The organism is Streptomyces sp. NPDC051561, from assembly GCF_044454195.1.
Taxonomy (GTDB): domain Bacteria; phylum Actinomycetota; class Actinomycetes; order Streptomycetales; family Streptomycetaceae; genus Streptomyces.
In genome coordinates this window covers 91,520-112,310 of record NZ_JBITDM010000014.1, presented here as the reverse complement: position 1 = coordinate 112,310, position 20,791 = coordinate 91,520, and the positions used below count along the sequence as shown (strand labels likewise).

Genomic DNA, 20,791 nt, shown 5'->3' with positions numbered 1-20,791 from the left:
CGTGTCGGGGGCTCCGTGGTGCGTGTAACGTACGCGTTTCTCTTCGCCCGTACAGCCGCTCCGACCTGCGAATACCTCCCTCCGGAAGGCCTCCGCAGCACGTCCCTGGCGCAGTTGTCAAGCCCCGAGATATGCCCTGACCTGCGGAAACGCCATTCAGAACAAGCAGTTTCCGTGTTACTCTGGATAGCCACGGAAGGGGTACCTGTCACATGACGTTCAAGGTTGGCGACACCGTGGTCTATCCCCATCACGGGGCCGCGCTGATCGAGGCCATTGAGACTCGTCAGATCAAAGGCGTGGACAAGACCTACTTGGTGCTCAAGGTCGCCCAGGGTGATCTGACGGTTCGTGTACCGGCGGACAATGCGGAGTTCGTCGGCGTTCGCGATGTGGTCGGGCAGGACGGGCTGGACCGGGTCTTCGAGGTGCTGCGCGCACCGTATGCAGAAGAGCCGACGAACTGGTCCCGTCGTTACAAGGCAAATCTGGAGAAGCTCGCTTCTGGCGACGTCATCAAGGTCGCCGAGGTAGTGCGCGACCTGTGGCGTCGTGAGCGCGAGCGCGGTCTCTCCGCCGGCGAGAAGCGCATGCTCGCCAAGGCGCGCCAGATTCTGGTGAGCGAGCTGGCCCTCGCGGAGAACACCAATGAGGACAAGGCCGAGGCCCTGCTGGACGAGGTTCTCGCGTCGTAACTCAAGCGCATGCTCCCTACCAAGGGTGCATGCGTGTTTGATTTGTTGTGATGCCGCGGTGTCCGCCGGTTGACTGTGTCCGCAGTCCGTCGGCGGACACCGCGGCATCTCTTTATCCACAACTGATTCAAAGATCGTTCCCGCATGCGGTGTTGAAGTGCCGGTGCGGCTCCCCGGACGGCTGTCACGGAAGGGGGCCGGACAGGGTGCAGCGCGCGGCACCTGAGGCCATACCCATGTCCGGCGAGGCGACAAACCTCCGGAGTAGTCGATGACAGTCGAAGGCATTCCCGCAGACATCCGTGCAAGCGCTTCCCCGGGTGGCAGAGCAGGGCGGACCGCTGCCGTGATTCCCGCGGCGGGCCGTGGCATACGGCTCGGGCCCGGCGCACCCAAGGCGCTGCGCACCCTGGGTGGAACCCCGATGCTGGTCCACGCGGTGCGTGCGATGGCCGCCTCGCGGGCCGTTTCCCTGGTGGTCGTGGTGGCCCCCTCGGACGGGGCCGGCGAGGTCAAGTCGATGCTCGACGAGTACGAGCACGCGCTGCCCGACCGGACCGAATTCCTGGTCGTGCCCGGTGGCGACACCCGGCAGGAGTCGGTGCGGCTCGGCCTCGACGCGCTGCCGGACGACATCACCGCCGTACTGGTGCACGACGCGGCACGGCCGCTGGTCCCGGTGGACACCGTGGACGCGGTGGTCGAGGCGGTACGGGACGGGGCGCCCGCCGTGGTGCCGGCGCTGCCGCTGGCCGACACCGTGAAGCAGGTCTCCCCGCGTTCCGGCGGGGCGCCCGAGCCGGTGGTCGCCACTCCTGAGCGGGCGCTGCTGCGCGCCGTACAGACGCCGCAGGGTTTCGACCGGGCGACGCTGGTGCGGGCGCACGAGACGGTGCCCGCGCAGGGCGAGGGCGCGACGGACTGTGCCGGGATGGTGGAGCGGCTGGGGGAGCCGGTCGTCGTCGTCCCCGGGCACGAGGAGGCGTTCAAGGTGACCCGGCCGCTGGATTTGGTGCTGGCCGAGGCGGTACTCGCACGGAGGAGGGCCAACGATGGCTTCTGAGAAGGAGAACTCTGCCGGGCCGGGGGCGAGGACGGGGCCGGCGACTGGTCCGGTGACTGGGCCGGTGATTCCCCTGGTGGGGATCGGGACCGACATCCACGCCTTCGAGCGGGGGCGTGAACTGTGGTGTGCGGGGCTGCACTGGGAGGGCGAGGAGTTCGGTCTCGCCGGGCACTCGGACGCGGATGTGGTGGCGCACGCGGCGTGCGACGCGCTGTTCTCGGCGGCGGGGGTGGGTGACCTCGGTGCGCACTTCGGGACGGGGCGTCCCCAGTGGGCCGGGGCGTCCGGCGTGACGCTGCTGACCGAGGCGGCCCGGATCGTGCGGGCCGAGGGCTTCGAGATCGGGAACGTGGCCGTGCAGGTCGTGGGCGTGCGGCCCAAGGTCGGCAAGCGGCGCGAGGAGGCGCAGAAGGTGCTGTCCGCCGCGGTGGGCGCACCGGTGTCCGTCTCCGGGACGACGAGCGACGGGCTCGGGCTGACGGGCCGGGCGGAAGGCCTGGCGGCGATCGCCACGGCGCTGGTCTACCGCGCCTGAAGGGGGAGATGCCGGGCCTGGCGGGGAACCGCCGGGCCCGAGTGGGGAAGCGGCTGCCGCCGGCGGCCGCTTTCCGGGCCGACTCTTGTTGCATGTCTCTTGCACGTACGCTTGACGTGCACGGATGCGGCAAGAGTGGAGGCGACGGATGTACGGCGCGATCGAGACGCGGGCGCCAGGGCGGCTCCGTGACGCCGGTGACGCAGGCTCCGGATACGTTCTGCGCCCCGCCACCGCGGAGGACATCGGTGGTGCGCGCGCCGTCATGCTCGACACCGTCTACCGGGACCTGAAGTCGGGGTATGTGCCCCGCTGGCACGCGGACATCATCGACCTCGACGGAACCTATCTGCGGCCCGAGCGGCGGACGCTCCTGGTGGTCGAGAGGGACGGGGAGATCGTCGCGACCGGGGCCGTCCGGGACCAGGGGCCGCAGTCGCCGCCCAATCCGGAGTGGGTCGCCGCGCGTTTCCCGTCCGGGGCGACCGCTCAGCTGTGCCGGATCTATGTGCGTCCCGAGCATCGCCGGCATGGGCTCGCGCGGGCGCTGGTGAGTGAATTGTGCGACTTTGTCGTCAAGGTCGGTGGGTATGAGGCGGTCTATCTGCACACCGATCCGGCCGTGCCGGGTGCCGAGCCGTTCTGGCGTTCGCTGGCGGCCGAGGTCTGTGACGAGCGGAAGCTGCCCGGTGGGGGGCAGGGCATCGTCCACTTCGAGCTGCCGTTCCCCGGGTGCTTGCCGCCCGCACCCTGCCCGCCCGCACCCCGCCCGCTCGCTAAGTGACAATCGTTTTCATGTAGGGTCGTGACATGTCCTTCATACGCCGCCGTCGTGTGCTGCCGCTGGCAGCCTCAGCCACCGTGCTGACCCTGTCCGTCACCGCCTGCGGAGGCGGTGGTTCCGGGTCGGCCGGGGGAGACGGCGGACGCCTGCGCGTCGCGCTCGCCTTCCCGCCCGCGCAGGCCATGTCGCCGTACGGGGACGACGCGGTGACCCTCAGCCGGCTCGCGGTGGTCGAGGGGCTGACCTCGCTCGGCAAGAACGGCGAGGCACTGCCCGCGCTGGCCACCGAGTGGAAGCCGGACGGCGACCGGGCCTGGACGTTCACCCTCCGCAAGGCCGCGTTCCAGGACGGGAAGGCGGTCGACGCCCCCTCCGTCGTACGCGCGCTGGAAGCCGCCGAGAAGGCCTCGCCCAAGCCGCGAGTACTCAGCGAGACGGACATCGACGCCACCGCGCAGGGCGCGCACAGCGTGCGGATCACCACGAAGAAGGCCGACCCGCTGCTGCCCCAGCGCCTCGCCAACCCCTCCCTCGCGATCCTCTCCGAGGGTGCCTACAAGCCCGGCGGCAAGGTCGACCCGGTGGGCCGCGCCACCGGCCCGTACACCCTCAGCAAGCTCAATGGCGCCGTCAGCGCCACGCTGACCAGGAACGACGGCTACTGGGGTACGAAGGCCAAGGCGCCCGGCGTCGACGTGAAGTTCATCGCCGACGGCAAGGCGAGGGCGAACGCGCTGCGCGCCGGGCAGATCGACATCGCGGAGTACGTCCCGGTCTCCCAGGCCTCGCTCCTGGAGCAGGGGCAGGTGCGCGAGGTGCCGACCGCGCGGACCAACAGCCTGTACCTGAACACGGAGCGCGGCGCCTTCGCCGATGCCGGACTGCGGGCTTCCGCACGGGCCGCCATCGACAGCAAGGCGCTGGTCGAGGGCGTCTACGAGGGGCGCGCCGACACCGCGCAGGGCCTGTTCGGACCGGGTGTCGCCTGGGCGGCGAAGCAGCGGGTGCCGGTCGAGGGGCGGCCCGCGGCGGCCCCCAGGGAGAAGGCGGCGCAGGCCGGGGAGATCGTCCTGGCCACGTACACCAACCGGCCCGAACTGCCGGAGGTGGCCACCGCCGTCCAACAGCAGCTGGAGCAGGCCGGGTTCAAGGTCCGGCAGGTGGTGCGGGACTACGCGCAGATGGAGGCCGACGCACTCGCGGGCAAGTTCGACGCGTTCATCCTGCCGAGGAACACCCTGCTCGACACCGGCGACCCGTCCTCGTACCTGAGCAGCGACTTCACCTGCGCCGGGTCCTTCAACATCTCGCAGCTCTGCGACAAGAAGGTCGACGCGGCGGTCGCGAAGACCGTCGAGGCGGTGGAAACCAAGGACCGGCAGACGGCGGAGATGCGCGCGGAGGCGGCGATCCTGTCGACGGACGCGGTGGTTCCGCTGGTCCACGAACGGTTCGTCCAGGGGGTCGCGGAGGGCGTCGAAGGCGTCTCGCTCGACCCGATGGAGCGGACGCTGGTCACCGCCGACACACGTATCGGATGAGAGCGCGGGGCCTTGCGGGGCGGGTCGTCGCGCTGCTCTGTGTGGTGCTGGCAGTCGGGCTGCTGCCCTGGCTGACCAGGAACGACCCCGCGTTGACGATCCTGCACGCACGGTACGCCGACCGTCCGCCGACGCCGGAGACACTGGCCGCGATCCGGGCCGAGACCGGGCTCGACGGCGGGCCCGTGCAGGTGCTCGGCGGGTGGTTCGGCGGGCTGCTGCACGGTGACTTCGGTACCTCGTGGGTGTCGGGCGCGCCCGCCGGGCCGGACGTGGGCGCGGCACTCGGGGTGTCGCTGACGCTGATGGGCTGCTCACTACTGGTGGCCGTGGTGCTGGCGGGGCTGCTGTGTCTGGGGACGCTGCGGCGTGGGGCGCGGCGGCGGATCGTCCGGGCGCGGGCCGGTGTGCTGGGGGCGGGACTTGCCGCACTCCCGGAGTTTCTGCTGGCGTCCGTGCTGGCGACCTTCTTCGCCGTACAGCTGGGATGGTTCCCGGCGGTCGGGTGGGGGACTCCCGGAGCCGTGGTGCTGCCCGCCCTGGCGATGGGGATTCCGGCGGGAGCGCTGCTCGGGCGGCTGCTGGACGACGCGCTTCCGGCCGCCTTCGCGGAGCCGTGGGCGAAGGCCGCCGCAGCGGGTGGGATACCCGGGGGCAGAGTGGCGCGGCACGCGGTCCGGCGGACGGTGCCGGGGGTGCTGCCGCAGTTCGGGTTCGTGGTGGTCGGGCTGACCGGCGGGGCGGTGGCGGTCGAGACGCTGTTCTCGATCCCGGGCCTCGGCGGGACCGCACTGGCGGCGGCGCTGGCCCAGGACCTCCCGGTTCTCCAGGCGTCGGTGCTGGTGCTGCTGGTGGTGGGGGCGCTGGCGGGACTGCTGGTGCGTGGGATCGGGCGGCTGCTGGTGGGGCCCGCGCTGCGGGACGGTGCGCTGCCCGCGCTGGTACGTCCGCGACTGTCGGCCGGGCGCGGACTGCGGTGGGCGGCGGTGCTGTTGACGGTGGTGTTCGTGGGGGTGGTGGTGGCCGGGTTGCTGCGGGATCCGTACGGGATCGACGCGGCGGCACGGCTGGGCGGCCCGAGCCTCGCGCATCCGCTGGGCACCGACTCGCTCGGACGGGATGTACTGGCCAGGCTGGGCCACGGGGCGGGGCGGACAGTGCTGATGGCACTGGTGGTGTCCGTGGTGACCCTGGTGGTGGGCGTGGCCGTGGGGCTGCTCCCCGGGGCCGGTGGCTTCACCGAGATGGTCAACGCACTGCCCGCGATCGTGGCGGGACTGCTGGTCGCGGGGGTCGCCGGGCCGGGCGCGGGGGCGGCCGCGCTGGCCGTCGCGGTGGTGGCCTGGGCGCCGCTGGCCGCGCACACGCGGGCGCTCCACGACCAGGAACGAGCGGCTCCGCACATCGCGGTGACGCGGTCACTGGGCGCGGGACGCTGGTGGGTGCTGCGACGGCACGTACTGCCGGGGGTGTGGCCGCCGGTGCTGCGGCACGCGGTGCTGCGGATCCCCGCCGTCGCGCTGGCGCTGGCGTCGCTGGGATTCCTCGGGCTGGGCGCCGCCCCGCCGGCCCCTGAGTGGGGCCGGATGCTGTCCGAGAACATGGCTTACGCGGAGAGGGCGCCGTGGGCGGTGCTGGGACCGGCGGGCGCCTTGGTCGTTCTGGGAATGATGGCGGTGCTGTGGGGGGCGGCCGGGGGTTCCTGGAGGTGGACCAAGACCGGTCCGGAGCGTGCCGTGGGCTCCGGGGCCATGGAGAGTGCGCCCGGGCCGTCCACAGCTGTGGACAAGGAATCGGCAGGGGTACGGGGATGAAGGAGGCGACCCGTCCGCCGGCGCCCGCGCCCGTCCCCGCTCCTGGTTCCGCTCAAGCAGCGGACACCTCCCTCGCCACCGGCACGCGGCGGACCGCCCCTTCCCGGTGGCGGGCTCTCGCCGAGGTGCGGGCCCTGCCCCCGTACATACGACTGCTCGCCGGGACCCAACTGGCCTTCAACGTCGGCTTCTTCGCCGTGCTGCCGTATCTGGCCCAGCACCTCGGCGGGGTGCTCGGGATGGCCGGGTGGGTGGTCGGGCTGGTGCTGGGGCTGCGGACGTTCAGCCAGCAAGGGCTCTTCGTGGTGGGCGGGGCGCTCACCGACAGGTTCGGGCCGAGGCCCGTGGTGCTGGCCGGTTGTGGTCTGCGGATCGCCGGGTTCGGGTGGCTGGCGTTCGCGGGGAGCACCGGGAGCGTCATCGGTGCCGTGCTGCTGATCGGGTTCGCGGCCGCACTGTTCTCGCCCGCGGTGGAGTCGGAGACCGCGCGGGAGGCGGTGCGGTACGAGGCGGCGAGCGGGACGCCGAGGGCGCAGGTGCTGGCGGTGTTCTCGGCGGCCGGTCAGGCGGGCGCGTTCATCGGGCCGCTGCTCGGGGCGCTGCTGCTGGGAGTGGGATTCCGGGCGGCCTGTCTGGCCGGGGTGGTCGTCTTCGTGGGTGTGCTGGCCGGGCACTGGCGGCTGATGCCGGCCAGAGAGGGCAGGCAGCCGAAGGAACACCGGCGCGGCGGGGTACGGGCGCTGGTGCGCAGCCCCGGATTCGGCATCGTCGCTCTGGCGTACGGCTGCTACCTCGTCTCGTACAACCAGCTCTATCTCTCGCTGCCCGCCGAGGTGGAACGGGCCACCGGGTCCCAGGCCGCGCTCGGCTGGCTGTTCGCACTGTCCTCGCTGCTGGTGGTGTGCGGGCAGCTGCCGGTCACCCGGTGGGCAGGGCGACGGCTCGGACTGCGGACCGCGCTGGTGAGCGGGCTGCTGGTGGTGGCGCTGGGGTTCGTGGTGGTGGCCGTATCGGTGCCGCTCCAGCTGCGCGGGGCTGGAGGGCTGGCGCCCGGGGCCGTGCTCGTGGTGCTGCTCACGCTGGGGCAGATGCTGCTGGTACCGGCCGCGCGCGCCCTCGTACCCGACCTGGTGGACGACCGGCACCTCGGTCTGGCGATGGGGGCGCTGTCGTCGGTGTCGGGACTGCTGGTGCTGGTGGGGAGTGCGGCGACCGGCGGGCTGACGGCCCGGGGCGGCGTGCTGCTGTGGGGCGTGCTGGCCGCCGTACCGCTGGCAGGCGCACTCCTTGCGCGGTGCCTGCGCCATGGCGGGCGGGCGGCGGGGTACACGTAGGACTACGTCAACCCGATGACGTATCGACCGAAAGGACCCACCGATGTCCGCCTCCCTCAGCGACCCGCTCAAGGCCCTCCTCGACAGCCCCGTCTTCATCACCGTCGCCACCATCCAGCCCGACGGCAGCCCCCAGCTGTCCCCGGTCTGGGTCAAGCGGGACGGCGACGACGTGCTCTTCTCGACCACCGTCGACCGGCGCAAGGAGAAGAACCTGCGCCGCGACCCCCGGGTAACCGTGCAGGTCCAGCCCGCCGAGTCGCCGTACACCTACGCCGAGATCCGCGGCACCGCCGAGATCAGCACCGAGGGCGGCCAGGAGCTGATCGACGAGCTGTCGCTGAAGTACACCGGCAAGAAGTACGCCGACTTCAACCCGACCTCCGTCAACGACGCCGAACGCGTCGTCATCCGGGTGCGCGCCCGCAAGGTCGTCGGCAGCATCTGAGCCGTACGGCAGACCCGCCCCCGCTCGTCACCGGGGGCGGGGTACGGGCCCGTTTCACGTGAAACACTCAGTACCCTTGTGGGGTGACTATTCGCCTGTACGACACCAGCGCCCGGCAGACGCGTGACTTCACCCCGCTCGTCCCGGGCTGTGTCTCGATCTACCTGTGTGGCGCTACCGTGCAGGGCGCCCCGCACATCGGGCACATCCGATCCGGACTGAACTTCGACATCATGCAGCGGTGGTTCGCCCACCGCGGCTACGACGTCACCTTCATCCGCAACGTCACCGACATCGACGACAAGATCATCGCGAAATCGGCCGAACAGGGCCGCCCCTGGTGGTCCATCGGGTACGAGAACGAGCGCGCCTTCAACTCCGGTTACGACGCGCTCGGTTGCCTCCCCCCGACCTACGAGCCCCGCGCCACCGGCCACATCCCCGAGATGATCGAGATGATGCGCGGCCTGATCGAGCGCGGCCACGCCTACGCCGCCGACGGCAACGTCTACTTCGACGTGCGCTCGTACGACGGCTATCTCGCTCTCTCCAACCAGGAGCTCGACAACCTCCTGCAACCCTCCGGCGAGGGCGAGACCGGCAAGCGCGACCCGCGCGACTTCGCCATGTGGAAGGCCGAGAAGCCGGGCGAGCCCAGCTGGGAATCCCCCTGGGGGCGCGGCCGTCCCGGCTGGCACCTGGAGTGCTCGGCGATGTGCCACAAGTACCTGGGCAGGGCCTTCGACATCCACGGCGGGGGGATCGACCTGATCTTCCCGCACCACGAGAACGAGATCGCCCAGGCCAAGGCGTTCGGCGACGACTTCGCCAACTTCTGGGTGCACAACCACTGGGTCACCATGGCCGGCGAGAAGATGGCCAAGTCCCTCGGCAACTCGGTCCTGGTCAGCGAGATGATCAAGACCTGGCGCCCCATCGTGCTGCGCTACTACCTCGGTACGCCGCACTACCGGTCCGCCATCGAGTACAGCGAGGAGGCCCTGCGCGAGGCGGAGTCCGCCTTCGCCCGTATCGAGGGCTTCATCCAGCGGGTGGCCGAGAAGGCCGGGGGCGTCGTCGAGGCAGCAGCCGAGGTGCCGCCCGCGTTCGCCGAGGCGATGGACGACGACCTCGGTGTCCCGCAGGCGCTGGCGATCATCCACACCACGGTCCGGCAGGGCAATTCCGCCCTGGCGGCCGACGACAAGGAAGCCGCCGTCGCGCGTCTGGCGGAGGTCCGCGCGATGCTCGGCGTTCTCGGTCTGGACCCGCTTGACGCACACTGGGCAGGCGAGTCCGATCGCGGCGAGGACCTCCACGGGGTCGTCGACACCCTCGTACGACTCGTGCTCGACCAGCGTCAGTCCGCGCGCGAGCGCAAGGACTGGGCGGCGGCCGACGCCATCCGCGACCAGCTCCAGCAGTCCGGGCTGGTCATCGAGGACAGTCCGTCGGGGCCGAGGTGGACGCTCGGGCCCCGCTAGCGGGGGCTGTCCCGTAGGGCCTTGAAAAGGGTCTTCCGATGTGCCGCCCGGGACCCCGGGCGGCACACTTTCATGTACGTACGTAGACGATCTGCATCGCCATGTGGATCGCCGGATCCACAGGAAACAGGTAGTCATGGCCGGCAACAGCCAGCGCAGGAACCGACGCACGACCAACAAGAAGGGCATGCAGGTCGGCAGTGGCGGCCAGCGCCGCAAGGGCCTTGAGGGCAGGGGCCCGACCCCGCCCGCCGAGGCCCGCAAGAAGCACAAGGCGAACCGTCTCGCCACCGCCAAGGCCAAGCACGCCCAGGCGCGCCGCCCCGCACCCCGCCGCGGCGGCGTCAAGGGCACCTCGGAGATGGTCGTCGGCCGCAACCCGGTCTACGAGGCCCTGCGCGACGGCGTCCCCGCGATCACCCTCTACGTCCAGCAGTACATCGACAACGACGAGCGGGTCCGCGAGATCCTCCAGCTCGCCGGCGAGCGCGGCAAGATCAACCTGATGGAGGCGCCGCGCCCCGAGCTGGACCGGATGACCAACGGCCTCAACCACCAGGGCGTCGTGCTCCAGGTCCCGCCGTACGAGTACGCGCACCCGGAGGACCTGGTCGCGGCCGCGCACGACAACCACGAGGACCCGCTGATCGTCGCCCTCGACGGCGTGACCGACCCGCGCAACCTCGGCGCCATCGTCCGCTCGGTGAACGCCTTCGGCGGCCACGGCGTGGTCGTGCCCGAGCGACGCGCGGCCGGCATGACCGCCGGTGCCTGGAAGTCCTCGGCCGGTACGGCCGCCCGCACCCCCGTCTCCCGCGTCACCAACCTGACGCGGGCGCTGGAGGAGTACAAGAAGGCCGGTGTCACGGTCGTCGGCCTCGCCGCCGACGGCGAGCACAAGGTCGAGGACCTGGAGCAGATCGGCGGCCCCGTCGTCATCGTCATCGGTGGCGAGGGCAAGGGCCTGGGCCGGCTCGTCGGCGAGACCTGCGACTACCGCGTGCGCATCTCGATGCCGGGCGGCGCCGAGTCGCTGAACGCCGGAGTCGCGGCCGGAATTGTCCTTTATGAGGCGGCGCGTCGCCGTAAGTAGTGGTTGGTTCTGCGCTAGGGGCCCCGGATTCGTCCGGGGCCCCTTCGTATGCCGGGGGCGTCCACCTGTGTTGACCTGCGAGGTCTGCCGGAAGGTGGGGATTTGACGGGTCTCGGACAGATCGACGCCGTCAAGGCAGTGTCCTAAACACACATCACTCGGTTAGATGAGTGTGGACACCAGAACACCCGGGTTCGACGATCAGCCCGCACTGAGCATGGTCAAGGTGCCCTGCGACCCGGCGCAGGTCATCGTCAACCACGCCAGTTTCCGTGTGCAGCTCGCGCCGAGCGCCGGGCGGTCCTCGCGTTCCTCCGGAGCGCCGGGCCGGAGCGCGCTGGACCAGCGCTCGCTGGACCGGACCGCGATGATCCCGGCGCTGAGCGGGGCCGGGGCAGCCATGGCGGGTGGTGCGGCCACGGCCGGTACCGCAGCCAGGCGCCGCCGGGCCCCCGTCGTCTGGACGGGGAAGTCCGCACCGGGCGACCCCGGCGCGGGCGGACTGCTACAGGCCGTACGGGACACGACCCTGACCCGCCCGGACGGTCCCGGCGGACCCGACGACCTCGACGCGGGCGCCACCCAGCTCATCCCACGGGTCGGCGCCCCCGACGACACCATGCGGACCCCGGTCGTCGGTGGCGACGGCGACGGCGAGCCGCACACCCGGATGCTGCCCAGAATGCGGCAGGCCGAGGGCGCGTACGACACCTACGAGGACGAACCCGCCTACGACGAGGACGAACCGCAGGAGGGGCGCTCGCGCACCGACGGGCGCGCCCGGCACTCCTTCTACCCCGACCGGCGGATGAACCTCGGTGTGGTGCTGCTGCCGCTCCGGGTCTTCCTCGGCTTCATCTCCATCTACGCCGGCATGGGCAAGCTCTGCGACCCCGTCTTCTTCGACGGCGGCGAGCGCGGCTCCATGGTCAAGTGGCTCAACTCGCTGCACCCCTGGGCGCTCGCCGAACCGCTGCGCGACTTCGCGCTCCAGCACCCGGTCGGTGCCGGGCTCAGCGTGGCGTTCCTCCAGGTCATCGTCGGTGTGCTGACGGTGCTGGGGCTCTGGCAGCGGGTCGCGGGCGTCATCGGGACGCTGCTCTCGGCGGCGCTGCTGCTGACCGTGAGCTGGAAGAGCGTCCCGGCGTACGACGCCCCGGACATCATCTATCTCGCCGCCTGGTCGCCGCTGATCATCGCGGGCGCCCCGGTGTACTCGCTGGACTCCCGGCTCGCGGGTGAGGCCTGGCGCACGCTGGGCCCGCGCAGCGAGATGTGGGAGCTGCGGCGGCGCGTCCTGCGCCGCGGGTTCCTGATGGTGGCGCTGGTCGTCGGTCTGACCCTGCTGGTCGGCTCGGTGCTCGGCGGTGCGGTCCGGTCCGCCGAGGTCGTCGTGCCCGGCCCCGAGGACGACCCGGTCAACCACCTGCCCGGCCGCCCGCTCCCCAAGGAGCCCGGCGCCAAGCGCACCGAACCGGCCCCGCGCAAGCAGGCCCCGTCGCCCACGGCCAGCGGTTCGGCCTCGCCGTCGACCCGCCCCAGCAGCACCGGCAGCCCGCGCGCCACCACCTCGGCGGGCACCACGGCAGGCCCCAGCCAGACCCGCGGCAGCACCGGACGCACCCCCTCCAGGGACACGGGCCCGGCCGCGACCACCGCGGGCCCGCCCGCCACCAGCACCGCGGGACCCACGTCCAGCGGCGGCACCGACGGTGGCAACGGCGGCTCCAGCACCGGTGGTTCGAGCACCGGAGGCTCCAGCGGCGGGAACACCGGGGGCTCCAGCGGGGGCAACGACAAGGTGATCGGCGGACTGCTCGGCTAGCGGGCCGTACGCACGACAGGACGGGAAAGGGCCCGGCACTTCAGGTGCCGGGCCCTTTTTTGTGCGTACGGCGGTGTACGGCAGCGGGGGTGCGGGGCCCGCGGTGCGGCCGGGCGGGTGTGGCCCTCAACGCCGGTGCGGCCCTCAACGGCCACGTGGCCCTCAACGCCCGTGCGGCCCTCAACGGGCCTGTGCGGCGAGTTCCTTGGCGGCCTCGGTCAGGTCCTTGGCGGTGTCGATGGCACGCCAGTAGGCGCCCTGGGGGAGCGGGAAGCCGGCCAGGCTGCGGGAGCGGGCGAGGCGCGGGAAGGTGGTGCGCTCGTGGTCGCCGAGGTCCGGGAGCAGGGCGGTGAAGGCGGCGGAGAAGACGTACACGCCCGCGTTGATCAGATACGGGGACGGCGGCGACTCGATGAAGTCGGTGATGTGGCCGAAGGCGTCGGTCTCGACGGCGCCCCACGGGATGCGGGGGCGGGCCAGCGCGAGGGTGGCGGTGGCGTCGCGTTCGGCGTGGAAGGCGGCCATCTCACGGAGCGAGAAGCGGGTCCAGATGTCGCCGTTGGTCGCGTGCCAGGGCTGCTCGGGGTGCGGGAGGTGCTGGGCGGCGTACTTGAGGCCGCCGCCCCGGCCGAGCGGTTCGCTCTCCACGACCGTCTGCACCCGCAGCGGGAGTTGGGAGGCGTTCTCGGCGAGCCAGTCCTGGAGGACCTCGGCGAGGTGGCCGCAGGAGACGACGGCGTCAGTGACGCCCTCCGCCGCGAGCCAGGAAAGCTGATGGCCGATGATCGGAGTCCCGGTTCCGGGAATCTCGACCATCGGCTTGGGGCGGTCGTCGGTGTACGGGCGCAGGCGCGAACCCTGCCCGCCCGCCAGAACGACGGCCTGGGTGGGCGTGGTGGGCGTGGTGAGGGTCATGCGGGGGACGATATGCGGCGCCCGGGGCGCCGCAGGTCACGGACAGGGCCGTACGTCGCGGTCAGTTGTGGAAGTGCGCGACACCGGAGGCGAAGGAGGTGTCGCAGACGGGGCGCGAATAGGACTGCGCGCGTGTGGGACCGTAGTGGGTGACGGCAGCACGGCCGAGCGCACGGGCGATCTGCATGCAGTGCTTGGCGAGCGACGGACGCCGCTCTACCTCGCGCTGGAGGTGCGTGAGCGCCGTGCCGGGGTCCTTTTCCTGAAGTTCCAGCAGCAGCCGGTCGCGCAGAATATCCTGCGGGGCACGGGACTTGGCCTTGGTGGACACGTCCTCGGCGGACGCGGTCAGGATCTGGGACTCGGGAGTGCCGGCCACCCACGGGACGCGGGTGACGGCAAGGGTCCCGGAGAGCACCAGGACGACGGGCAGTACGAGGGCGAGGGTTCGGCCGATTCGGCGGGCTGTGTGGGTCACGCGAGTGAGCGTAGCGGGCGGTGACGATTTGGCGACATTCAGTCACCCTCACGGGGGATGGTTCGAGCCCCCTTTTCGAATGGGGTGTTGACGCCCGAGGTCCGAATTGCCCGCTGTGCCGGGGTATTTGTCGACAGTGTGCGCAGGCGACCCGCGTATGCGGAAGGGACCCCGCGCCGAAGCGCGGGGTCCCTTCTGTCAGTTCACTCACCTGGCGGACGTACCCCGGTGGCAGTTGGCCCTCGGTGCCAGTCGGCCCCGGCGAGGGTCGCACTCGGTGGACGTCAGTCGCTGAGGCGCTCGCCCGTCTTGGTGGAGAAGACGTGCATCTCGCCCGGACGCGGGACGACGTGCAGCTCGGTGCCCTTGTCGGGGACGGCGCGGCCGTTGACCCGGACCACCAGGTCCTTGTGCTCGCCGCTGACGTCGGCGGAGCCGTAGACGTAACCGTCGGCGCCGAGCTCCTCGACGACGTTGACGGAGACGGCCAGACCGGCCGGGGCGTCGCTGGTGTCCTTCGACAGCGACCTGGCGGCCTCGCCGCCGCCGAGCTCGACGATGTCGAAGTGCTCGGGACGGACACCGACGGTCACCGTGGTGTCGCCCTTGTCCGCCGCGGCGGAGAGCGCCTCACGGCTGACCGGCACCACGCTGTTGCCGAACTTCACGCCGCCGTCGGTGATCGGGACCTCGACCAGGTTCATGGCCGGGGAGCCGATGAAGCCGGCGACGAAGAGGTTGGCCGGACGGTCGTACATGTTGCGCGGCGAGTCGACCTGCTGGAGGAGACCGTCCTTGAGGACCGCGACGCGGTCACCCATGGTCATGGCCTCGACCTGGTCGTGGGTGACGTACACGGTCGTGATGCCCAGACGGCGCTGGAGCGAGGCGATCTGCGTACGGGTCGACACACGGAGCTTGGCGTCGAGGTTCGACAGCGGCTCGTCCATGAGGAAGACCTGCGGCTCACGGACGATCGCGCGGCCCATCGCGACACGCTGACGCTGACCACCGGAGAGCGCCTTCGGCTTGCGGTCCAGGTACTCGGTGAGGTCGAGGATCTTCGCGGCCTCTTCGACCTTCTTGCGGATCTCGGCCTTGTTCACACCGGCGATCTTGAGCGCGAAGCCCATGTTGTCCGCGACGGACATGTGCGGGTAGAGCGCGTAGTTCTGGAACACCATGGCGATGTCCCGGTCCTTCGGCGGCAGGTGCGTGACGTCGCGGTCACCGATACGGATCGCACCGCCGTTGACGTCCTCAAGACCCGCGAGCATCCGCAGGGAGGTCGACTTGCCGCAGCCGGACGGACCGACGAGGACGAGGAACTCGCCGTCCTCGATGTCGATCTCCAGCTGGTCGACGGCGGGCTTGGTGGAACCCGGGTACACACGGGTTGCCTTGTCGAACGTGACTGTAGCCATGGTGATGTGCCCTTCTACCGGCAGGAACGTGCCGGACGATCCGAGTGGAAGGAAGATTGGTCTGGTCCACTGGGTGGACTGTCGGTGACGCTACCCGGGGATTTCGGTTCTGTCAGTAGTCCTGAGCTGTGAAATCCGCTGTCCATAGGGGCGGGCGCTCCGGTTAGACTTCTCGCACATGCCTCCTTAGCTCAGCTGGCCAGAGCAACGCACTTGTAATGCGTAGGTCATCGGTTCGAATCCGATAGGGGGCTCCAGCAGGGGAAACGCCCCGCACGGTTATCGTGCGGGGCGTTTTCGTGTGCAAAGAGGGTGGCGTCTTGCTGTGGTCTACCGCCCCGCGATCCGGTCCGCGATTCTGGCGATTGGGTGGGTGTCCGTTGTGCGGCCCGACAGTTCGCGACGGTCGGCTTCGCGGTAGGCGGCGTACATGGCCTGGACGCCGAGCCAGCGGAGGGGTTCGGGTTCCCATTTGCGGACGCGGTGGTTGACCCAGGGGAGGGTGGTCAGTTCGGTGGTGGTGCCCTGGCCGGAGTCCTGGAGGAAGAGGTCGCGGAGGGTGCGGGCGGCGAGGTTGGTGGTGGCGACGCCGGAGCCGACGTAACCGCCGGCCCAGCCGAGGCCGGTGGAGCGGTCGAGGGAGACGGTGGCGCACCAGTCGCGGGGGACGCCGAGGACGCCGGACCAGGCGTGGGCGACGCGGGTGCCGGCGAGGGTGGGGAAGAAGCGGACGAGGAGGTCGCGGAGGGCGGTGATGGTGGCGGCCTGGGTGCGGCCGTCGTTGTCGGTCTTCGAGCCGAAGCGGTAGGGGACGCCCCGGCCGCCGAGGGCGATGCGGTCGTCGGCGGTGCGCTGGGCGTACATGTAGGCGTGGGCCATGTCGCCGAGGTTCTCGCGGCCGTCCCAGCCGATGGTCTCCCAGAGGGCGGCGGGGATGGGGTCGGTGACGATCATCGAGCTGTTCATGGGGAGCCAGGAGCGGCGCTGGCCCTTGAGGCCGGCGGTGAAGCCTTCGGTGCAGCGCAGGATGTACGGGGCGCGGACGGTGCCGTACGGGGTGTGGGCGTGCTTGGGGGCGATCTCGGTGACGGGGGTCGATTCGTGGATCGTCACGCCGAGGGCTTCGACCGTTTCCGCGAGACCCTTGACGAGTTTGGCCGGGTGGAGGCGGGCGCCGTGCGGGGTCCAGGTGGAGCCGACGGCGCCGGTGACGCGGATGCGGGAGGCGGTGTCGCGGGCGCCGAGCAGTACGCGGTCCTTCTCGCCGAAGGAGAGTTCGGTGGTGTGGAAGGCGCGCAGACGGGCGAACTGGGCGGGTGTGTGGGCGACTTCGAGTACGCCGCCCTGGTGGATGTCCGCGTCGATGGATTCGGCGGCGGCGGTTTCGACGACCTCGGTGACGGTGTCGTTCATGGCCTGCTGGAGGCGGGCGGCGGCCTCCTGGCCGTGGAGTTTCGCGTAGCGGTCGCGGCCTGCGATGCCGTTGTAGAGCCAGCCGCCGTTGCGTCCTGAGGCGCCGTAGCCGCAGAACTTGGCTTCCAGGACGGTGATGTTGAGGAAGGGGACGGCCTTCTTGAGGTAGTACGCCGTCCACAGGCCGGTGTAGCCGCCGCCGACGATGCAGATGTCGGCGGTGGCGTCGCCGGGGAGGGGTTCGCGGGGGGTGGGTATGCCCTCGTCGGCGTACCAGAAGGAGATTCCTCCGTTGGTGGTGGGGGAGGTGCTGGTGCTGCTCATGCGGGCCTTCGTCCTGGTCGGCGTCCGGGCTGTGGTGCCGGGACGCTAGCGGGCGGGGGCGGGCTGCGGCAATGGGCGATCCGGGGGGTGGGGGCGGGTGGGTCTCGACGGTGTGTCGGGGGCGCCGGGCGGTGGTGCGGGAGTGGTGTGCGGGAGTGGTGCGGGAGTCGGAGGGCGGGTGGGCGCGACCTCGGGTGCGGTGCGGGCGTTGGGTGGGTATGACAGACGTTTTGTTCTTGCCGCCGCAGCTGACTCCTTCGCCCGTGCCCTCGCGTTTCGAGGGGCTGTCGCTGAAGCCGGAGAGGGTGGAGCGGATCAGTGATCAGCGGTGGCTGGTGTGGGTGACCGCGGATCAGTTGGCGGGCGGGGAGTGGGAAGGCGGGCGGCGGGGTTTCCTCGGGGGGAGCGCGGCCAACGAGGAGCTGACGGAGCTGCTGTGGCAGCGGCCCTGGGACTTCGGGGTGGTGGGGTCCGTGGTGCTGGGCGCGGAGGCGGTGCGGTGGGATCCGGCGGGGACCCGCAACCGGGGGCTGGTGCAGATCGCGGAGCCCGAAGTGGTGGACGGGGTGCAGCGGTTGGGGGTGCTGGAGCGGGCCGTGGCGGACGGGATGCCGGCGGACTGGCTGGGGCGGTCGGTGGTGCGGCTGGAGGTGGTGACGGGGCCCGCGGTGGGGGTGGTGCGCGGGGAGCTGGACGCGGAGGACCGGCGGCGGAACGTGGCGTCGGCGCAGGACGAACTCGTACGGGATCCGAATCTGTTGCGGCTGATGCGGGAGTTCAGGGCCGATGAGGTGCGGTTCGCGGTACGGCGCGGTGAGGTGCGGGAGCCTTACGGGGAGGGGTCGGCGCGGCGCTGCGTCACGGTCGAGGAGGCCACGGCGGCGCTGGCCTGTCTGGCGCCGGGCGCACGGCTGGAGGTGGCGCACGCGGCGGACAGCGCCCAGGGGCGTGAGCGGTTGTGGGCGGACCGGGCCGGGGCGGCGTACCGCACGGTCTTCAACGAGGACACCGAGGCGGTGGGGGTGCTGCGGGCGGTGGAGATCGCCCGGGAGGTTCGGGCCGTGGTGGAGCGGATGGGGCGGGGCAAGCGGTATCGCCATGCCCATCTGTGGCGTGATGTGCCCCAGTTGGTGGTGTGGGCGGTGGGGCGTCAGCTGCCGGTGGTGGAGCTGCACCGGGAGGAGCGGGGGCCGGGCGCGGTGGATTGGGACGCGCTGGTGCGGGAGCGGCTGGCGGGGCTGACGGTGGGGGTGGCGGAGGAGTTGCGTCGCACGTACGAGGAGATCCGGCCGACGGCGGAGACCGGGAGGCGGTTGCGGCACGAGGTGGTGCGGGGGCTGGGGTTCTGGGAGGAGTTGATGGGGGCGTACGGGGGCGGTTGGTCTAGTGGGTCCAGTGTGGGCTCCGGGGGTGGCGGCGCCGGGTGAGCGGGTAGCAGGCAAGGCCGAGGAGTACGGCGCTGAAGTGGCCGAGGTCGGTGAAGGTGCGGCCGTTGACCAGTGGCAGGGCGTAGAAGGTGAGGACGCCGAAGAGGTAGACGTACCGCCAGGGGGCGGGCAGGAGGTAGGTGAGGACGGCGACCACCCCGGCGAGTGCGTAACTCACCCCGACATCGAGGGTGTTGACCGATTCCGCCGGGGCCAGGTCGTGCCGGATCGCCCAGAGGAGGACGCCCTCGCTGAGGTAGGTGGCCCCGACGTGTGCGATCAGGGCGACGCTCAGCCAGCGCAGGGTGCCCAGGCGGTGCTCGACGGTGGCGTGGAAGAGGGTGTAGAGGACGGCGTACGGCAGCCAGCCGCGAAGTCCGTTGTCGCCGTCGATCCAGAACGCGGAGGAGATCAGGACGCGGGCGGGGTCCTCGGAGAGCTGACGGATGTTGGTGGAGCGCCGGCGGAGGAACTCGTCGGTGAAGGCGGGGTCCATATGGCTGATGACGACGGTGGTGAGGAAGAGGATCAGCAGCCAGAGGTAGGTGCCGGGGGCACGGCGGAGGTAGGACCAGACGGCTTGGACGGCGGTGCGGGGGCGGCCGGGCTGAATGGTGGTGGACATGGGGCGATTGTCCCGGTTTACCAGAAATTAGGTGCGTGGGGCCGCGCCGGAATCGTAGGGTCGGCCGGGTGAGCGATATCGAGATTCCGCAGGCGCTGGCCGAGACGCAGATCAGGTACGAGGGGGAGGCGGGCCGGGCGTTCGTCGAGTCGCTGCCGGGACTGGCGGCGGAGATGCTGGGCCGCTGGGAGCTGACCGTCGACGGGCCCTCGATGCACGGAATGGCCGCGCTGGTTCTTCCCGTGCGCCGCTCCGACGGCACCCGTGCCGCGCTCAAGCTCCAGGCGGTCAACGAGGAGAGCGAGGGCGAGGCGGACGCGTTGCGGGCCTGGGCGGACCTGGGTGCCGTACACGTACTGGACCATGAGCCGTCGAACGGCTCGCTGCTCCTTGAACGCCTGGACTCCGCACGGTCGTTGGACGACGAGCCGGACACCCGGCAGGGCGTACTGATCATCGCCGGGATGCTGGCCCGCTTCACGGCCGTGCCCGCCCCCGCCGGGATGCGCCGCCTCGGGGACATCGCTGAACGGATGGTCGCGGACACCCCCGACGCACTGAAGCTGCTCGACGATCCCGCCGAACGGAGGCTGGTCGCGGACTGTGCGGCGGCGGTACGGGAGGTCATGGGCGAGCCGGGCGACGCGCTGCTCCACTGGGACCTGCACTTCGAGAACGTGCTCGCCGGGACGGGCCGGCGTGCGGGATGGGTCGCCATCGACCCCAAGCCGCTGGCCGGTGACCCGGGCTTCGACCTGTGGCCCGCCCTCAACAACCGCTTCGACCCCGCCGACACGCAGTGGCGCTTCGACGCGATGACGGACGTCATGGGCCTGGACCGGGAGCGGGCCCGGGCGTGGACGCTGGGGCGGGTGCTGCAGAACGCGCTGTGGTCGGTGGAGGACGGGGAGGGGCTGGACGAGGACGATGTGGCGGTGGCGGAGGTGTTGCGGGGGACGGCGTAGCGGGGACGGGTCGTTGCGCAGGGTGGTTGCGTAGGGCGGTTGTGCAGGGCCGTTCCGCCGGACCTCCCGGACGGTGGCTCCGCCGGGATGCCCGGGCGGATTACCCTGCCGCCATGATCCGTAACGCCACTGTCGACGACCTGCCCGAGATCCTCTCCATGATCCGGGAGTTGGCCGAGTACGAGAAAGCCCTGGACGAGGTCCGGGCCACCGAGGAGCAGTTGCGCCGGGCGCTGTTCGGGGAGAGTCCCGCCGCGTACGCCCACATCGCCGAGACGGCGGACGGCGAGGTGGTCGGGTACGCGGTGTGGTTCCTCAACTTCTCGACCTGGCGCGGGGTGCACGGGATCTACCTGGAGGACCTGTACGTACGCCCCACCGCCCGCGGCGGCGGCCACGGCAAGGCACTGCTCACCGAGCTCGCGCGGACCTGTGTGCGCCAGGGCTACCAGCGCCTTGAGTGGTCGGTGCTCAAGTGGAACAAGCCGTCGATCGACTTCTACGAGTCGCTGGGCGCCCGCCCGCAGGACGAGTGGCACGTGTACCGGCTGACGGACAACGCGCTGGAGAAGCTCGGGAGTTGAGAGACGGAGTCCCGGGC

The 20,791-nt window shown here is 71.2% G+C and carries 19 protein-coding genes and 1 tRNA gene; 15 read left to right on the top strand and 5 right to left on the bottom strand.

Annotated elements, in window-relative coordinates; all coding sequences use genetic code 11:
• Positions 1–212 precede the first annotated feature (212 nt).
• The 11 genes from ACIA73_RS27365 to ACIA73_RS27315 all read left to right on the top strand — a co-directional run bounded on the left by ACIA73_RS27365 (position 213) and on the right by ACIA73_RS27315 (position 12,619).
• The gene (locus ACIA73_RS27365) at positions 213–695 is read left to right on the top strand and encodes a CarD family transcriptional regulator (RefSeq protein ID WP_003953493.1); all 483 of its coding nucleotides are present in this window, start codon (positions 213–215) and stop codon (positions 693–695) included.
• Between the two features lie 271 nt (positions 696–966).
• Positions 967–1,758 (top strand): 2-C-methyl-D-erythritol 4-phosphate cytidylyltransferase, encoded by a 792-nt coding sequence (gene ispD / locus ACIA73_RS27360; RefSeq protein WP_399441394.1) that lies wholly within the window; start codon positions 967–969, stop codon positions 1,756–1,758.
• Positions 1,748–2,296: a 2-C-methyl-D-erythritol 2,4-cyclodiphosphate synthase gene (gene ispF / locus ACIA73_RS27355; RefSeq protein WP_399441393.1), complete on the top strand. Its 549-nt coding sequence runs from the start codon at positions 1,748–1,750 to the stop codon at positions 2,294–2,296. The genes ispD and ispF overlap by 11 nt, the downstream gene beginning before the upstream one ends.
• A 148-nt stretch (positions 2,297–2,444) precedes the next feature.
• On the top strand, positions 2,445–3,080 hold the full coding sequence (locus tag ACIA73_RS27350; RefSeq protein WP_399441391.1) for a GNAT family N-acetyltransferase: 636 nt from the start codon (positions 2,445–2,447) through the stop codon (positions 3,078–3,080).
• A gap of 26 nt (positions 3,081–3,106) precedes the next feature.
• Positions 3,107–4,621, top strand: coding sequence for an ABC transporter substrate-binding protein (locus tag ACIA73_RS27345; RefSeq protein ID WP_399441390.1), 1,515 nt, complete (start codon positions 3,107–3,109; stop codon positions 4,619–4,621).
• Positions 4,618–6,435, top strand: coding sequence for an ABC transporter permease subunit (locus ACIA73_RS27340; protein ID WP_399441389.1), 1,818 nt, complete (start codon positions 4,618–4,620; stop codon positions 6,433–6,435). Before ACIA73_RS27345 ends, ACIA73_RS27340 begins: the two co-directional genes overlap by 4 nt.
• Positions 6,432–7,769: an MFS transporter gene (locus ACIA73_RS27335; protein WP_399441388.1), complete on the top strand. Its 1,338-nt coding sequence runs from the start codon at positions 6,432–6,434 to the stop codon at positions 7,767–7,769. The genes ACIA73_RS27340 and ACIA73_RS27335 overlap by 4 nt, the downstream gene beginning before the upstream one ends.
• A 43-nt stretch (positions 7,770–7,812) precedes the next feature.
• Positions 7,813–8,217: a PPOX class F420-dependent oxidoreductase gene (locus tag ACIA73_RS27330; RefSeq protein ID WP_399441387.1), complete on the top strand. Its 405-nt coding sequence runs from the start codon at positions 7,813–7,815 to the stop codon at positions 8,215–8,217.
• Positions 8,218–8,300: 83 nt separating this feature from the next.
• On the top strand, positions 8,301–9,701 hold the full coding sequence (gene cysS, locus ACIA73_RS27325; RefSeq protein ID WP_399441386.1) for a cysteine--tRNA ligase: 1,401 nt from the start codon (positions 8,301–8,303) through the stop codon (positions 9,699–9,701).
• A gap of 136 nt (positions 9,702–9,837) precedes the next feature.
• Positions 9,838–10,794 (top strand): 23S rRNA (guanosine(2251)-2'-O)-methyltransferase RlmB, encoded by a 957-nt coding sequence (rlmB, locus tag ACIA73_RS27320; protein WP_399441385.1) that lies wholly within the window; start codon positions 9,838–9,840, stop codon positions 10,792–10,794.
• A 166-nt stretch (positions 10,795–10,960) separates the two neighbouring features.
• On the top strand, positions 10,961–12,619 hold the full coding sequence (locus ACIA73_RS27315) for a DoxX family membrane protein (RefSeq protein WP_399441384.1): 1,659 nt from the start codon (positions 10,961–10,963) through the stop codon (positions 12,617–12,619).
• 180 nt (positions 12,620–12,799) lie between these two features.
• Here ACIA73_RS27315 and ACIA73_RS27310 read toward each other — a convergent pair whose 3' ends face one another.
• The 3 genes from ACIA73_RS27310 to ACIA73_RS27300 form a co-directional block, all read right to left on the bottom strand.
• Entirely contained in the window at positions 12,800–13,534 is a 735-nt protein-coding gene (locus tag ACIA73_RS27310) for an NDP-sugar synthase (protein WP_399441382.1), read from the bottom strand.
• Positions 13,535–13,595: 61 nt separating this feature from the next.
• Positions 13,596–14,012, bottom strand: coding sequence for a hypothetical protein (locus ACIA73_RS27305; RefSeq protein ID WP_399441381.1), 417 nt, complete (start codon positions 14,010–14,012; stop codon positions 13,596–13,598).
• Between the two features lie 284 nt (positions 14,013–14,296).
• The gene (locus ACIA73_RS27300; RefSeq protein ID WP_399441380.1) at positions 14,297–15,436 is read right to left on the bottom strand and encodes an ABC transporter ATP-binding protein; all 1,140 of its coding nucleotides are present in this window, start codon (positions 15,434–15,436) and stop codon (positions 14,297–14,299) included.
• 180 nt (positions 15,437–15,616) lie between these two features.
• Between ACIA73_RS27300 and ACIA73_RS27295 the strand changes: the two genes are divergently transcribed.
• A tRNA-Thr gene (locus ACIA73_RS27295) sits at positions 15,617–15,693 on the top strand.
• 73 nt (positions 15,694–15,766) lie between these two features.
• Here ACIA73_RS27295 and ACIA73_RS27290 read toward each other — a convergent pair.
• The gene (locus ACIA73_RS27290; protein WP_399441379.1) at positions 15,767–17,173 is read right to left on the bottom strand and encodes an NAD(P)/FAD-dependent oxidoreductase; all 1,407 of its coding nucleotides are present in this window, start codon (positions 17,171–17,173) and stop codon (positions 15,767–15,769) included.
• Positions 17,174–17,436: 263 nt separating this feature from the next.
• Between ACIA73_RS27290 and ACIA73_RS27285 the strand changes: the two genes are divergently transcribed.
• Positions 17,437–18,600 (top strand): hypothetical protein, encoded by a 1,164-nt coding sequence (locus ACIA73_RS27285; protein ID WP_399441378.1) that lies wholly within the window; start codon positions 17,437–17,439, stop codon positions 18,598–18,600.
• On the opposite strand, the gene ACIA73_RS27280 is transcribed toward ACIA73_RS27285, so the two are convergent.
• Positions 18,557–19,225, bottom strand: a complete 669-nt coding sequence (locus ACIA73_RS27280) for a rhomboid-like protein (protein ID WP_399441377.1) — start codon at positions 19,223–19,225, stop codon at positions 18,557–18,559. The two genes, ACIA73_RS27285 and ACIA73_RS27280, sit on opposite strands and share 44 nt — an antisense overlap.
• Positions 19,226–19,293: 68 nt before the next feature.
• On the opposite strand from ACIA73_RS27280, the gene ACIA73_RS27275 reads away from it, so the two are divergent.
• Together ACIA73_RS27275 and ACIA73_RS27270 are read left to right on the top strand one after the other, a co-directional pair.
• Positions 19,294–20,190, top strand: a complete 897-nt coding sequence (locus ACIA73_RS27275; RefSeq protein WP_399441376.1) for an aminoglycoside phosphotransferase family protein — start codon at positions 19,294–19,296, stop codon at positions 20,188–20,190.
• A 113-nt stretch (positions 20,191–20,303) separates the two neighbouring features.
• A complete protein-coding gene (locus ACIA73_RS27270; RefSeq protein WP_399441375.1) occupies positions 20,304–20,774 on the top strand; it encodes a GNAT family N-acetyltransferase in 471 nt (156 codons plus the stop codon).
• Positions 20,775–20,791 lie beyond the last annotated feature (17 nt).